Genomic DNA, 13752 nt, shown 5'->3' with positions numbered 1-13752 from the left:
TCAGTCCTCCCCCAGGATCTGCGGGACCTTGAAGCGCTGCTGCTCCTGCGCGGGCGCACCCGACAGCGCCTGCTGCGGGGTCAGCGACGGCCGGACGGTGTCCGGGCGCATCACGTTGGTCAGGGGCAGCGGGTGGGAGGTCGGCGGGACGTCCTCGCCGGCCACCTCGGATACGCGGGCTACGGCGCCGATGATGTCGTCGAGCTGTCCGGCGAAGTGGTCCAACTCTTCGCGTGACAGCTCCATCCGCGCCAGCCGGCCGAGGTGGGCGACCTCCTCGGGGGTGATGCCAGGCATGCAGCGGTCCTCTGCGGGGTGAGATGTCTTTGGGGCCCCAATCCTACGGCCCTCCCCGCCCCCACCCGCACCCCGCTTTCCCCTGCGGGGTGCCTCCACGGATAGAGGGTGCCCCTCCCCCGGGGGCGGGGTGCCCTCACGGATGAAGGGTGTCCCCTTCTCCCCGGGACGGGGGTGCCCTTGCGGATAGAGGGTGTCCCCTCCCCCGGGGGCGGGGGCGCCCTTGCGGGCGACGGCAACCACCAGGGGCGCGGGGAACTGCGCGCTCAGCCGGCGCGGCGCAGCCGGGGACCCACACGCCCAGCCCCCACGGCGAAGTCCCCGGACCACCGGCCGGTGGCCGGTTCCTCGCGCAGTTCCCCGCGCCCCTGTAAGGCACCCTCTGCCCGCAAGGGCACCCCGAGGCCGGGGAAGGGGCACCCTCGCGGCAGGACCGCACCCTCCAGGGGCGCGAGGAACTGCGCGCTCAGCCAGCACGGCGCAGCCGGGGACCCACACGCCCAGCCCCCACGGCGAAGCCCCCGGACCACCGGCCGGTGGCCGGTTGCCCGCGCAGTTCCCCGCGCCCCTGCAAAGCACCCTCAGCCCGCAAGGGCCCCCGGCACGGGCAGTGGGGCACCCTCGCGGCAGGACCGCACCCTCCAGGGGCGCGAGGAACTGCGCGCTCAGCCAGCACGGCGCAGCCGGGGACCCACACGCCCAGCCCCCACGGCGAAGCCCCCGGACCACCGGCCGGTGGCCGGTTCCTCGCGCAGTTCCCCGCGCCCCTGCAAAGCACCCTCAGCCCGCAAGGGCACCCCGGCCCCGGGGAAGGGACACCTTCAGCCGCAAGGGCACCCCGCACGGGGGCGCCGTCGATCGCGACGGCACCCCGCACGGGAAAAGCACCGTCGACCGGGAGGGCACCCCTCTTCGGGAGGGGGGCAGGGCGATCCGGGAGGTCGGGCTACGCCCGCTTCGCGGGGAGGGCGGCGGCCGGACGCTGCCACCCCCGGTCCCCCCGCGCCTGCAACCAGTGCGTCGCCTCCTGCGCAGGCATAGCGGCAGCGACCAACCACCCCTGCACCGCATCACACCGCAGATCCCGCAGCCGCTCCCACGTCTCGTCGTCCTCGACGCCCTCGGCGACCACCATCAACCCGAGGGAATGGGCGAGGTCGATCGTGCAGCGCACGATCTCCGCGTCCTCGGCGTCGACGATCAGCCGGGCCACGAAGGAACGGTCGATCTTGAGCTCGCTGACCGGCAGCCGCCGCAGATGCACCAGCGAGGAGTACCCGGTGCCGAAGTCGTCGAGGGACATCTTCACGCCGTGCCCGGTCAGCCCGTTGAGCGTGTCGGCGGCGCGCTGCGGGTCCTCCAGCAGGACGTGCTCGGTGATCTCCAACTGGAGCGAGCCGGGCGGCACCTGGTGCCGGGCCAGCCGCGCGGCGACCGCCCCGGCGAACCCGGGACTGTGCACATCGCGCGGCGAGACGTTGACGGCGACCGGGACGTTCAGCCCCAGCGCACGCCATTTCGCGATCTGGGCGAGCGCGGTGTCCAGGACGTACTCGGTGAGCTTCGGCATCAACCCGGAGGTCTCCGCCATCGCGATGAACTCCTCCGGGTTGACCCGGCCCCGCTCCGGATGCACCCAGCGGACGAGCGCCTCGAGCCCCACCACCTGCCCGTCGAACCGCACCTTCGGCTGGTAGTGGAGTTCGACGTCGCCCGCGTCCAGCGCCCTGCGCAGATCGCCGAGCAGGCCGAGCCGGTCGGGGGTGTTGGCGTCGCGGGTGGCCTCGTAGACCTCCGCGCCGCTGCGGTCCCGCTTGGCCTGGTACATCGCCACGTCCGCGCGGCGCAGCAGCCCCTCCGCGTCGAGCGCGTGCTCGGGGAAGATGCTGACGCCCGCGCTGGCCTCCAGCACCAGCGTCAGGCCGTCCAGGCTGAGCGGGGAACCGAGCGCGGCGACCAGGGTGCGCGCGACGCGCTGGGCGCGGGTGGCGGAGTCGCAGGCGGGCAGCAGCACCGCGAACTCGTCGCCGCCGAGCCGGGCCGCCTCGGCGCCGCGCGGCAGGGCCAGCTGGAGCCGGTCGGCGACCTGGAGCAGCAACCGGTCGCCGGCCAGGTGCCCGAGGGTGTCGTTGACCGAGCGGAACTTGTCGAGGTCGATGAGGATCAGTCCGACCCGGCCGCGGCCCCGGGCGCCGGGGGTGTCCGACTCCGCCCCGCCGAGCGTCTGCGCGGCGTCGATCGCGGACCAGGTGCGCTCCAGCAGCCACTGGCGGTTGGGCAGTCCGGTCAGCGGATCGCGCAGCTGCTCCTCGGCGCGGGCCCGGGCGATCCACAGCGTCGAGTCGAGGGCGATCAGCGGCACCGCGAACAGCGGCAGCAGTGTGGGTTCGGCGGAGCCGACGACGAGGATCAGCGGGGATATGCCGAGCAGCGCCGCGCCCACCAGTCCCTGCCGGACCAGTGCGGTGCGGGCCACGGTGGGCAGTCCGCCGCGGGGGGCGAAGGCCGCCCACAGCAGCACCCGGGTCGCGGCCAGATAGGCCAGGGCGGTGACGACGACGCTGGGCAGCGCCGACCAGCTCCAGTCCTCCGGCGCCCACGCATGCTCCACCGAGGGGTGCACGTCGAGCAGGTCGAGCGCCAGCGAGCCCGCGCCGATGCCGAGGATGTCGATCGCGCCGTGCAGCCCGGCCTGCCGCCAGCGGTGCCGGCGGGCACCGCCGACCAGCACCACCACGGCGAGGCTGACCAGCACCGCAGGCACCCAGCCGAACATCAGCAGCACCGCCAGCACGAGGGCGGCACCGGATCCGGTGCCGCCCCACCAGCGGTCGCGTCCCATCGCGACGAGATGGCCGACGATGATGCCCGTCAGGACGGCCAGCGCCCAGCCGACCCGGCCGCCCGGGAACAGCGCGTCGCCGCGGTCCAGCAGCCGGCCGATGCCGATGGCGAGCGCGGCCGCCGCGGCGACCGGCACGGTCCACCGTACGAAGGCCGCCGGGCTCGACGGGAGGACGGGCGCGGCCGCGCTGCTTCGGGGCAGCCGCACCGCTCCGACGCTCTCCGTGGGTTCCATACCCGTGTCACTCTCCCGGCCCGTGTTGCAAGCAGGTGCGCCGGCGCCGGGTGACGGAGGCCGACCGTTGGGCCACCGCGATACCGCGTCCCGACGGGAGCGCTCCTCAACAGTAGGCCGCCGCGCGCCGCCGCGGGCACCGATCGGCTGCCAATGCTTCCGTGCACCCCCACCGGTTCGCGCCCGAACTCCCCTCTCTGATATAGGCCGATCGGGTGACATGTGCCGCTAGGTCAGTCTGATTCGCCGTCGGATTCCGCTTCCGGATCGCTCACCGGTTCGGTTGCCGGCTCCGCGCCCGACTTCGAGTTCGACGCCGACTTCGCCGCGGACTTCGACTTCGACGCCGGCGTCGACTCGGTCCCCGGCTCCGGCTCGGGCTCCGGCGGGTTGACGGCCATCGCGCGGGCCGCGTCGGCCCCCTGTTCGAGGAGGACGCCGAACCCCTCCTCGTCGAGGATCGGGACCTTCAGCTGGACCGCCTTGTCGTACTTGGAACCGGGGTTGTCGCCGACCACCACGAAGTGCGTCTTCTTCGACACCGCGCTGGTGACCTTCGCACCGCGGCTGCCGAGCGCGTCCTTGGCGCCGTCGCGGGTGTGGCCGGTGAGGGTGCCCGTCACCACCACGGTCAGCCCCTCCAACGGCCTCGGCCCCTCGTCGGAGCCCTCCTCGGTGAACTTCACCCCCGCGGCACGCCACTTCTCGATGATCTCCCGGTGCCAGTCCACCGCGAACCACTGCGTCAGCGAGGCGGCGATGGTCGGGCCGACCCCGTCGACCGCGGCGAGTTCGGCCTCCGCCGCGTCCTTGATCCGGTCCAGGTCGCGGAACTCGCGGGCCAGCGCCTCGGCGGCGACCGGGCCGACATGGCGGATGGACAGCCCGGTGATCACCCGGGACAGCGGCCGGTCCTTGGCCGCCGCGATGTTCTCCAGCATGGCCAGCGCGTTCTTCTTCGGCTCGCCCTTCTGGTTGGCGAAGAAGGTGACGACCTTCTCCTCGCCCGTCTCCGGGTCGCGCTTGGGCAGCCCGGTGTCCTGGTCCAGGACGTACGAGCGGATCGGCAGCAGGCGCTCGATGTCGAGGTCGAACAGGTCGCCCTCGTCGGCCATCGGCGGCTGGTCGGGGGCGAGCGGCTGGGTGAGGGCGGTGGCCGCCACGTATCCGAGCGCTTCGATGTCCAGGCAGCGGCGGCCGGCGAGGTAGAAGATCCGCTCGCGCAACTGGGCCGGACAGCGCCGCGCGTTGGGGCAGCGCAGGTCGATGTCGCCCTCCTTCATGGGCTGGAGGGCGGTGCCGCACTCGGGGCACTCGGCGGGCATCACGAACTCCCGCTCGCTGCCGTCCCGCAGGTCGGCCACCGGGCCCAGGATCTCCGGGATGACGTCGCCCGCCTTGCGCAGCACCACGGTGTCGCCGATCAGGACGCCCTTCTTCTTCACCACCTCCTGGTTGTGCAGGGTGGCGAACTCGACCTCGGAGCCGGCCACGGTGACCGGTTCCACCACCGCGTAGGGCGTCACCCGGCCGGTGCGGCCGACCCCGACCCGGATGTCCACCAGCTTGGTGTTGACCTCCTCCGGGGCGTACTTCCAGGCGATGGCCCAGCGCGGGGCGCGGGAGGTGGAGCCGAGCCGGCCCTGGAGCGGGATCTCGTCGACCTTGACGACGACACCGTCGATCTCGTGCTCGACGTCGTGCCGGTGCTCGCCGTAGTACGCGATGAACTCGCGGACGGCGGCCAGCGAGTCGACCACCTTGTTGTAGCGGGCGGTGGGCAGGCCCCAGTCGCGCAGGAGCGCGTAGCCGTGCGACTGGCAGTCGATGTCGAAGCCGTCGCGGGCGCCGATGCCGTGCACCACCATGCGCAGCGGGCGGGTGGCGGTGACCCTCGGGTCCTTCTGGCGCAGCGAACCGGCCGCGGCGTTGCGCGGGTTGGCGAACGGCTTGTCGCCGCCCTCGACCAGCCGGGCGTTGAGCTCGTCGAACTTCTCGCCGGGGAAGTAGACCTCGCCGCGGATCTCCACCAGGGCGGGCACCTGGTCGCCGGCGAGCCGGTCGGGGATGTCCGCGATGGTACGGATGTTGGGCGTGATGTCCTCACCGGTGCGGCCGTCGCCGCGGGTGGCGGCGCGGGTGAGCCGGCCGTCCTCGTACGTCAGGTTGACCGCCAGGCCGTCGACCTTCAGCTCGCACAGGAAGTGGTACGGGCTGCGGGTGTTGTCGGGCGGGCCGAGCTCGGCCGCGACCCGCTCGGCCCACGTCGCCAACTCCTCGTCGGTGAAGGCGTTGTCCAGCGAGAGCAGGCGCTCGCGGTGCTGGACGGAGGTGAATTCCGTCTCGTAGGCCACCGCGACCTTCTGGGTGGGCGAGTCCGGGGTGCGCAGCGCCGGGTGCTCCCCCTCGATCGCCTCCAGGCGGCGCAGCAGCCGGTCGAACTCGGCGTCGCTGACGACCGGCGCGTCGTTGACGTAGTAACGGAAGCGGTGCTCCTCGACCTGCTCGGCCAGGCGTGCGTGCTCGTCGCGGGCCTCGGCGGGGATGTCCGCCCGGCCGGCCTCCTGCTCGGCTGCCACGTCCGTGTCCCTCCTACCACTCGGGCCGCAAGCGGCCGCACTCCGGCGTCACTCTGGGTTGTCGACGAGCGAGCGTGCCGCCCTCGCGCAGTGCACGAGCGCGGCACGGGCGTAGGCCGGTGAGGCCCCCGCCAGACCGCAGGACGGGGTGATGGCGACGGAGGACCCCAACGCCCCCGGTGCCAGTCCCAACCTGCGCCACAGCGCCCGAACACCACTGACGCTACCCGGTGGGTCCGACAACGGGGCATCCTTGCCGGGCACGACACCGGCGAAGAGCGCGGTGCCTCCCTCCACGGCCTCACCGAAGGCGTCCCAGTCACGCTCGGTGAGAAGATCGAAGTCGAAGGAGATGCCCGCGACCCCGGAGCGGCGCAGCAGCGCGAACGGCACATCGGGTGCGCAGGAGTGCACGGTGACGGCGGCGCCCGCCGTCGCGGCCGCGCCGATCAGGTCGCGCAGCACGCCCTCGACCACCACGCGGTCCACCGCGCGGTGGGTGCGGTAGCCGCTCGCCGTCCTGACCTGGCCGCGCAGCACCGAGGTGAGGCTCGGCTCGTCCAGTTGCAGCACCAGGCGGGCGCCGGGCACCCGGCGCCGGACGTCGGCGAGATGCGCGGTCAGCCCCTCGGCGAGCGACGCGGTCAGGTCGCGGACCGCGCCCGGGTCGCGCAGGGCGGCCTCGCCGTTGTGGAGTTCCACGGCGGCCGCGAGCGTCCACGGGCCGACCGCCTGCACCTTCAGCGGGCCCTGGTGGCCTTGCGTGAACTCCTCCAGCGCGTCCAGGTCCTCGCCCATCCAGGACCGGGCCCGCTTGGTGTCCCGTCCCGGGTGGTCCCCGAACCGCCAGCCGCTCGGCTCCACCCGCGCGTACAGCTCGACCAGCAGGCCCAGCGTGCGGCCGATCATGTCCGCGCCCGGGCCGCGGGCCGGCAGCTCGGGCAGGTACGGCAGCGTGTCCACGGCTTCCACCGCGACCCTCGCCGCCTCCCGGGCGTCGCCTCCCGGCATCGATCCGACACCTGTCGCGGTGCCCGGCGCCAGCTCCAGCGCCGTCGTGGTGCCGTCGGCCGCGTCCCTGCCCGTGCCCATGCCCATGCCCTCCTCGGTGCTCATCTGCGCAGCGTAGACGGCCGGGTGGCCCGGCGGTGCCGCGCGGGCCGGGACCCCGCTCGGGCGGCGGTCGCCAGGAGGCGTCGGACCAGGGCCTGTCCGGCGGATCCTGCCGGTCGAGCTCGCGGCGTCCGGTGCCGAGCATCGCAAGGCGGAGAATCATCCTCGTACCGGGTCGTCCATGGATGATTCGACAACGCTGGGAGGTGCGGTGCCGGGCGCCGCGGGCCCGGCAGGATCCGCCGGACAGGTCCTAGGTGCCCGGGCGGATGGCGAGGTCGGCGATGTTCGCGTCGCGCGGGATGTCCAGCGCGGTGAGCACCACGGTGGCGACGGACTCGGGATCGATCCAGCGCTCGGGGTCGTAGGGCTTGCCCTCCTGCCGGTGCACCCGTTCCTGCATGGGCGTGGCGGTGCGGCCCGGGTACACGGTGGTGACCCGCACGCCGGCGGACCGCTCCTCGGCGCGGAGGGAGTCCGCGAGCGCCTTGAGGCCGTGCTTGCTCGCGGCGTACGCGCTCCACTCGGGGCTCGCCTGGAGTCCGGCGCCGGAGTTGACGAAGACCACGGTGCCCCGGGCGACGCGGAGTTGGGGCAGCAGCAGGCGGGTGAGCTCGGCCGGCCCGACGAGGTTCACCGCGAGGGTGTGGTCCCAGACCTTCGGGGTGAGGTCGCCGACCGGTCCGAGGTCGACGGTGCCGGCGATGTGCAGCAGGGAGTCGAGCCGGTCCGGCAGCGCCTGCTGCTCCAGCGCCCATGACAGCCGGGCCGGCGCGGCGAGGTCGCCGACCAGGGTGTGCGCGCCGGGGAACTCGACGGCGAACTGGCGGGCCCGTCCGGCATCCCGGGCCAGCAGCCACAGTTCGTCGCCGCGGTCCAGCAGCCGGCGGGCGGACGCGGCGCCGATCCCCGACCCGGCGCCGGTGACGAGGTGGACGCTCATGCGTGCTCCTGGATGAGGGCGAGGGCGGCGGCGCCGTCGGCGGCGAAGTGCACCAGGTCGGACAGCGGCAGGGGCAGGAAGCCCTCCCGGTCCATCCGCTGGAGTTGTTCGGCCAGGCCGTCGTAGAAGCCGGCGCTGTTGAGCAGGACCACCGGCTTGGTGTGCAGCCCGTGCTTCTTCAGCTCCAGGATCTCCGTGGCCTCGTCGAGCGTGCCGGTGCCGCCGACCATCACCACGATCGCGTCGCTGCGGCGCAGCAGTTCGGCCTTGCGGGTCGCGAGGTCCGGGGTGACCACCATCTCGTCGGCGTCGGCGCGGGCCTTGGCGCGCAGGAACTCCACGGAGACGCCGACCAGCCGGCCGCCCGCCTCCCGCACGCCGTCGGCCACCACCTTCATCAGGCCGGACTCCGAGCCGCCCCACACCAGGGTGTGGCCGCCCTTGCCGAGCAGTTCGGCGAACTCCCGGGCGGGCGCGGTGTAGTGCTCCGGCAGGTCGGCGGCGGACAGGAACACGCACACGTTCAGCCGCCGGGTCGGGCCCTGGGGGGCCGCACCGGTCACGGGGTCGGTCGTCGGATCGCTCATGCGGTCCGCCCCGCGGCAGCCGGGGCGGAGGAGCGCCGTTCGTACCCGCCGGCACGGTCGGTGGTGGCGATCGTCGCCGAGCCGACGACGCGGGTGCCGTCGTAGAGCACCACCGCCTGGCCGGGGGCGATGCCGCGCAACGGCCGGGCGAAGGCGACGTGCAGCGTGCCGTCGACCAGCTCCGCGGTGGCGGTGACGTCCTCGCCGTGGGCGCGCAGCTGGGCGGTGTAGGCGGCCGGGCCGGCCGGCGGGGTGCCGCACCAGCGCGGGCGGATCGCGGTGAGCGAGGTCACGTCGAGCGCGTCGGCGGGGCCGACGGTGACGGTGTTGTCGACCGGCGAGATGTCCAGCACGTAGCGGGGCTTGCCGTCGTCGGCGGGGACGCCGAGCCGCAGGCCCTTGCGCTGGCCGACGGTGAAGCCGTACGCGCCGGTGTGGCTGCCGACCACCGCTCCGCTCTCGTCGAGGATCGCGCCCTCGCGGGTGCCGAGCCGCTGGGCGAGGAAGCCCTGGGTGTCGCCGTCGGCGATGAAGCAGATGTCATGGCTGTCGGGCTTGCGGGCCACCGCGAGGCCGCGCCGCTCCGCCTCGGCCCGGATCTCGTCCTTGGTGGCGGCGGTGTCGCCGAGCGGGAACATCGCGTGGGCGAGCTGGCGCTGGTCGAGGACGCCGAGCACGTAGCTCTGGTCCTTGGCCGCGTCGCCGGAGCGGTGCAGTTCGCGGCTGCCGTCGGGGCCGGTGCGCACGGCCGCGTAGTGGCCGGTGCAGACCGCGTCGAAGCCGAGGGCCAGCGCCTTGTCCAGCAGCGCGGCGAACTTGATCTTCTCGTTGCAGCGCAGGCAGGGGTTCGGGGTCCGGCCGGCGGCGTATTCGGCGACGAAGTCGTCCACCACGTCCTCGCGGAAGCGGTCGGCCAGGTCCCACACGTAGAAGGGGATGCCGATCACGTCGGCGGCGCGCCGGGCGTCCCGGGAGTCCTCCAGCGTGCAGCAGCCGCGGGCACCGGTACGGAAGCTCTGCGGGTTCGCGGACAGGGCGAGGTGCACCCCGGTCACGTCGTGGCCCGCCTCGGAGGCGCGGGCGGCGGCGACCGCGGAGTCGACGCCGCCGCTCATCGCCGCGAGCACGCGGAGCCGTCGCGGGGGCTCAGTCGGGAAATCGGTCACCCGTCCAGGGTAACGGCCGCTCCTTCGCCGCCCGCGCGGCCTTTCTCCGGCCCGGTCGGTCCGTCGACCGCCGGTCACTAAGCGCTCGCTCAGTTTTTGCCCGGGAGGGCTGGACAAAAGGACTTTACCGATGGGTAACCTGTCGGCATGGCAGAGGGAACGGCCCCAGCGGCCCTTGGTGACAGCGAGTTCGACCGGGACACGGCGGTCGCGGCGCGGGCGGCGGAACCGGGGGCGTACGACACCGGGCTGTCCCGCGGCTGGACGATCATGGGGGCGGTGAACGGGGGCTACCTGCTCGCGGTGGCCGCCCGCGCGCTGCGGGACGCGCTGCCGCACCCCGACCCGTTCAGCATCACCGCGCACTACCTCACCCCGTCGCAGCCCGGCCCCGCGGTGGTCCGGACCCAGCAGGTGCGGGCGGGCCGCACCATGTCGACCGGGCAGGCGTCGCTCTTCCAGCGCGACGAGCAGGGCAACGAGGTGGAGCGGCTGCGGGTGCTGGCGGCCTACGGCGAGCTCGACGCGCTGCCCGACGACGTGCGGACCTCGGCGAAGCCGCCGGTCATGCCCGGGTACGGCGACTGCGTAGGCAGCGAGAGCGCGCCCGGGGGGCGGCCGGTGGCCGGGGACACGGCGATCCTGGATCGGCTGGACCTGCGGCTCGATCCGGCGACCGCCGGGTGGGCGGTCGGGGCTCCTTCCGGGGTCGGCGCGATTCGCGGGTGGCTCGGGCTGGCGGATGGGCGCGACCACGATCCGCTGTCCCTTCTGCTGGCGGTCGACGCGCTTCCGCCGACCGCGTTCGACCTCGGGCTCAAGGGGTGGACGCCCACGCTGGAGCTCACCGCGCACGTACGGTGCCGGCCCGCGCCCGGGCCGGTACGGGTTTCCCTCACCACGCGGAACCTCGCCGGGGGGCTACTCGAGGAGGATGCGGAGGTCTGGGACGCGGAGGATCGGCTTGTCGCCCAGTCCCGCCAACTCGCCCGCGTGCCGCGGGGCTAGTCCGACCGGACCCCCCGGGCTGCCCCGTCCCCTTGACACGGGACCTTGCGGTCCAGGGTGGCTCGTCGCGCAGTTCCCCGCGCCCCTGGTTGGTGCGGGTCCCTCCGCGAAAAGACTGGGTTGGTGCGGTCCCTCCGCGAAAAGAGGGTCACCACCGAGGGGCGCGGGGAACTGCGCGAACAGCCACCGCGGACCGCGAGGTCCCGTGGCGACAGGACGGGGCACCCTGGGGGGTCAGGGGCACCCTAGAATCGGACGCATCATGGCCTACCTCGATCACGCCGCCACGACGCCGATGCTCCCGGAGGCGGTCCGGACGATGACCGCGCACCTCACGGTGACCGGCAACGCCTCCGCACTGCACGCCGCCGGCCGCCGGGCCCGCCGTACCGTGGAGGAGTCCCGGGAGGCGCTGGCCGCGGCCCTCGGCGCGCGCCCGAGCGAAGTGGTCTTCACCGCCGGCGGCACGGAATCGGACAACCTCGCGGTGAAGGGCCTGTTCTGGTCCCGCCGCGCGGAGGACCCGCGGCGGGTGCGGGTGCTGTCCAGCCCGGTGGAGCACCACGCGGTGCTGGACGCGGTGTACTGGCTGGCCGACCACGAGGGCGCCGTCGTGGAGTGGCTGGCGGTCGACGGGGACGGCCGGGTGCGGCCGGAGGCGCTGCGGGCCGCGCTGGAGCGGGGCGCCGGCCCCGACGACGTGGCGCTGATCACCACCATGTGGGCGAACAACGAGGTCGGCACCCTGCTTCCGGTGCCCGAACTCGCCTCGATCGCCCGGGAGTTCGGCGTGCCGATGCACTCGGACGCGGTGCAGGCGTTCGGCCAGGTCGATCTCGACTTCGCGGCGAGCGGCCTGGCCGCGATGACCGTCACCGGGCACAAGGTGGGCGGGCCGTACGGCGTCGGCGCGCTGCTTCTGCGGCGCGAGGACACGCCCGTGCCGCTGCTGCACGGCGGCGCGCAGGAGCGCAGCCGCTCGGGCACCCTCGACGTGCCCGCGATCGCCGCGTTCGCCACGGCGGGCACCCTCGCGGCCGAGCACCGCGAGGAATTCGTCCGCCATGTCGGCGCGCTGCGGGACGAGTTGGTGCGCGGGGTGCGGGCCGCCGTCCCCGACGCGGTACTCAACGGCGACCCCTCCCCCGAGGGACGGCTGGCCGGCACCGCGCACTTCACCTTCCCCGGCTGCGAGGGGGACGCGCTGCTGCTCCTGCTCGACGCGCAGGGCATCGCCTGCTCCACCGGTTCGGCCTGCACCGCGGGCGTGGCCCAGCCGAGCCATGTGCTGCTCGCGATGGGCCGCTCCGACGCGGACGCCCGCAGCACGCTGCGCTTCTCCCTCGGGCACACCTCCACGGCCGACGAGGTGGCCGCGCTCACCGGGGCGATCGGCGGCGCGGTGGAACGCGCCCGCGCCGCCGGCCGCACCTGAACCTGCGCGCCCGCCCCTAACCGCCGTGCAGCATCTCCGCATTGAGCTCCCCGCGCGGCTCCGGCACCAACGTCCCCACCCCTGCGGCCCCCGCCTTCGGACGGCGCCGGCCGCGGCGTTCCAGTGCCTCGGCGAGCTGGGACAGCACCGCGTTGACGACGACGTAGATCACGGTGACCGTGAGGTAGCTCTGCAGGAAGTCGTGCGTGTAGGAGCCCAGCACCTTGCCCTCGTTGAGGAGCTCGCCGTAGCTGACCACGTAGCCGAGGGTGGTGTCCTTGAGCAGGCTGACCAGCTGGGAGACCAGGGTGGGCACCACGAGGCGGACCGCCTGCGGCAGCACCACCAGCCACATCACCTGGCGGCGCCGGAGGCCCAGGGCCTGGCCGGCCTCGGACTGGCCGCGGTCCAGGGCGAGGACGCCGGCCCGGAAGATCTCCGCGAACAGCGCGGACGTGCACAGCACGATCGGGATGACCAGTTCCCAGAAGACCGGAAAGGTGTAGCCGGCCCGCGGGATGCCCATCAGGAAGACGTACAGCACCAGCAGCAGCGGCACCGAGCGGAAGAGTTCGACGAACCCGCCGGCCGCCACCCGCAGCACCCGGTGCGGCGAGAGCCGGCCGAGGGCGAGCAGCGCGCCGGACGGCAGCGCGAGGAGCGCGGCCATCCCGGCGGCCTTGAGCGTCTTCACCAGGCCCCGCAGCAGGAAGCGCTGGTAGGGCCACTGCTCGAACGGCTGCCAGCGGGCGTGGTCGAGCTGCCCGTGCCGCGCGAACTGGTGCACGCCCAGGGCGATCAGGCCGGCGATGACCAGCACGGACAGCGCGGTGGCGATCCTGATCCGGCGCCGCGCCCTGGGCCCGGGCGCGTCGAACAGCACGCGGTCGGAGGCGCTCACCGGCGCACCGCCATGCGCTTCTGGACCCGCCCGGCGAGCAGCGCGACCGCCAGGGTGACCAGCACGTAGCCGGCTGCGGCGAGCAGGAACGTCGGCACCGGCTCGTCGTACTGCAGGTCGAGCCACTGGGTGCGGCCGATCAGCTCGCTGACGCCGACCGCCGCGCCCAGCGACGAGGAGAGCACCACGCCGATGAAGACGTTGGCGAGCGGCTGCACCATGGTGCGGAAGGCCTGCGGCAGGATGACGGTGCCCAGCGACTGGCCGAAGGTCATGCCGATCGCGCGGGCCGCCTCGGCCTGGCCGACCGGGACCGCGTTGATGCCGGCGCGCACCGCCTCGCAGACGTACGTCGCGAAGTACAGCGCCAGGCAGACCGCTTCGGAGGTGAACAGCGAGCAGGTGATGCCGGCGTCGGGCAGCCCGAAGACGAACAGCACCAGGAACGCCAGCAGCGGCACGTTCCGGAACACCTCGACGTAGAGGGTGCCGACCACCCGCAGCGGGACGATCGGGCACACCCGCATGACGGTCAGCAGCGTGCCGAGGACGAAGGCGCCGGCGAAACCGAGCAGGGACAGCTCCAGGGTGGTGCCCAGTCCGGCCGCGAGGTAACCGAGATGGTGGACGACCTCATGCATGGC

11 protein-coding genes are annotated in these 13752 nt (G+C 73.8%); 2 read left to right on the top strand and 9 right to left on the bottom strand.

Translation table 11 applies throughout. From position 1 onward, the window contains the following. The 7 genes from gatC to mnmA form a co-directional block, all read right to left on the bottom strand. Window positions 1-297, bottom strand: coding sequence for an Asp-tRNA(Asn)/Glu-tRNA(Gln) amidotransferase subunit GatC (gene gatC / locus C4U44_RS07005; protein ID WP_103884712.1), 297 nt, complete (start codon window positions 295-297; stop codon window positions 1-3). 946 nt (window positions 298-1243) lie between these two features. After that, window positions 1244-3376: a putative bifunctional diguanylate cyclase/phosphodiesterase gene (locus tag C4U44_RS07000; protein WP_103884711.1), complete on the bottom strand. Its 2133-nt coding sequence runs from the start codon at window positions 3374-3376 to the stop codon at window positions 1244-1246. A 233-nt stretch (window positions 3377-3609) separates the two neighbouring features. Further along, window positions 3610-5955: an NAD-dependent DNA ligase LigA gene (ligA, locus tag C4U44_RS06995; RefSeq protein WP_103884710.1), complete on the bottom strand. Its 2346-nt coding sequence runs from the start codon at window positions 5953-5955 to the stop codon at window positions 3610-3612. 48 nt (window positions 5956-6003) lie between these two features. Continuing rightward, window positions 6004-7047 carry a methionine synthase gene (locus C4U44_RS06990; protein WP_103884709.1) on the bottom strand — a complete coding sequence of 348 codons (1044 nt, stop codon included), beginning with the start codon at window positions 7045-7047 and terminating at the stop codon, window positions 6004-6006. Between the two features lie 274 nt (window positions 7048-7321). Beyond that, window positions 7322-8011 (bottom strand): SDR family oxidoreductase, encoded by a 690-nt coding sequence (locus C4U44_RS06985; RefSeq protein WP_103884708.1) that lies wholly within the window; start codon window positions 8009-8011, stop codon window positions 7322-7324. After that, entirely contained in the window at window positions 8008-8538 is a 531-nt protein-coding gene (locus C4U44_RS06980) for an LOG family protein (protein WP_103884798.1), read from the bottom strand. Before C4U44_RS06980 ends, C4U44_RS06985 begins: the two co-directional genes overlap by 4 nt. 56 nt (window positions 8539-8594) lie before the next feature. After that, a complete protein-coding gene (gene mnmA, locus C4U44_RS06975) occupies window positions 8595-9764 on the bottom strand; it encodes a tRNA 2-thiouridine(34) synthase MnmA (RefSeq protein WP_103884707.1) in 1170 nt (389 codons plus the stop codon). A 147-nt stretch (window positions 9765-9911) separates the two neighbouring features. Here mnmA and C4U44_RS06970 point away from each other — a divergent pair, with 147 nt between their 5' ends. Further along, window positions 9912-10772: a thioesterase family protein gene (locus tag C4U44_RS06970; protein WP_103884706.1), complete on the top strand. Its 861-nt coding sequence runs from the start codon at window positions 9912-9914 to the stop codon at window positions 10770-10772. Window positions 10773-11034: 262 nt separating this feature from the next. Beyond that, window positions 11035-12207, top strand: coding sequence for a cysteine desulfurase family protein (locus C4U44_RS06965; RefSeq protein ID WP_103884705.1), 1173 nt, complete (start codon window positions 11035-11037; stop codon window positions 12205-12207). A 16-nt stretch (window positions 12208-12223) separates the two neighbouring features. Here C4U44_RS06965 and C4U44_RS06960 read toward each other — a convergent pair whose 3' ends face one another. Together C4U44_RS06960 and C4U44_RS06955 are read right to left on the bottom strand one after the other, a co-directional pair. After that, complete coding sequence (locus tag C4U44_RS06960; protein WP_103884704.1) at window positions 12224-13108, bottom strand: amino acid ABC transporter permease; 885 nt, start codon at window positions 13106-13108, stop codon at window positions 12224-12226. Next, window positions 13105-13749 carry an amino acid ABC transporter permease gene (locus C4U44_RS06955; RefSeq protein ID WP_103884703.1) on the bottom strand — a complete coding sequence of 215 codons (645 nt, stop codon included), beginning with the start codon at window positions 13747-13749 and terminating at the stop codon, window positions 13105-13107. The genes C4U44_RS06960 and C4U44_RS06955 overlap by 4 nt, the downstream gene beginning before the upstream one ends. Window positions 13750-13752: the final 3 nt, after the last annotated feature.

This window comes from Actinacidiphila yanglinensis, assembly GCF_900107965.1.
Classification (GTDB): domain Bacteria; phylum Actinomycetota; class Actinomycetes; order Streptomycetales; family Streptomycetaceae; genus Actinacidiphila; species Actinacidiphila yanglinensis.
The sequence above is the reverse complement of the archived record's forward strand: the minus strand, read 5'-3'. Positions and strand labels throughout refer to the sequence as shown.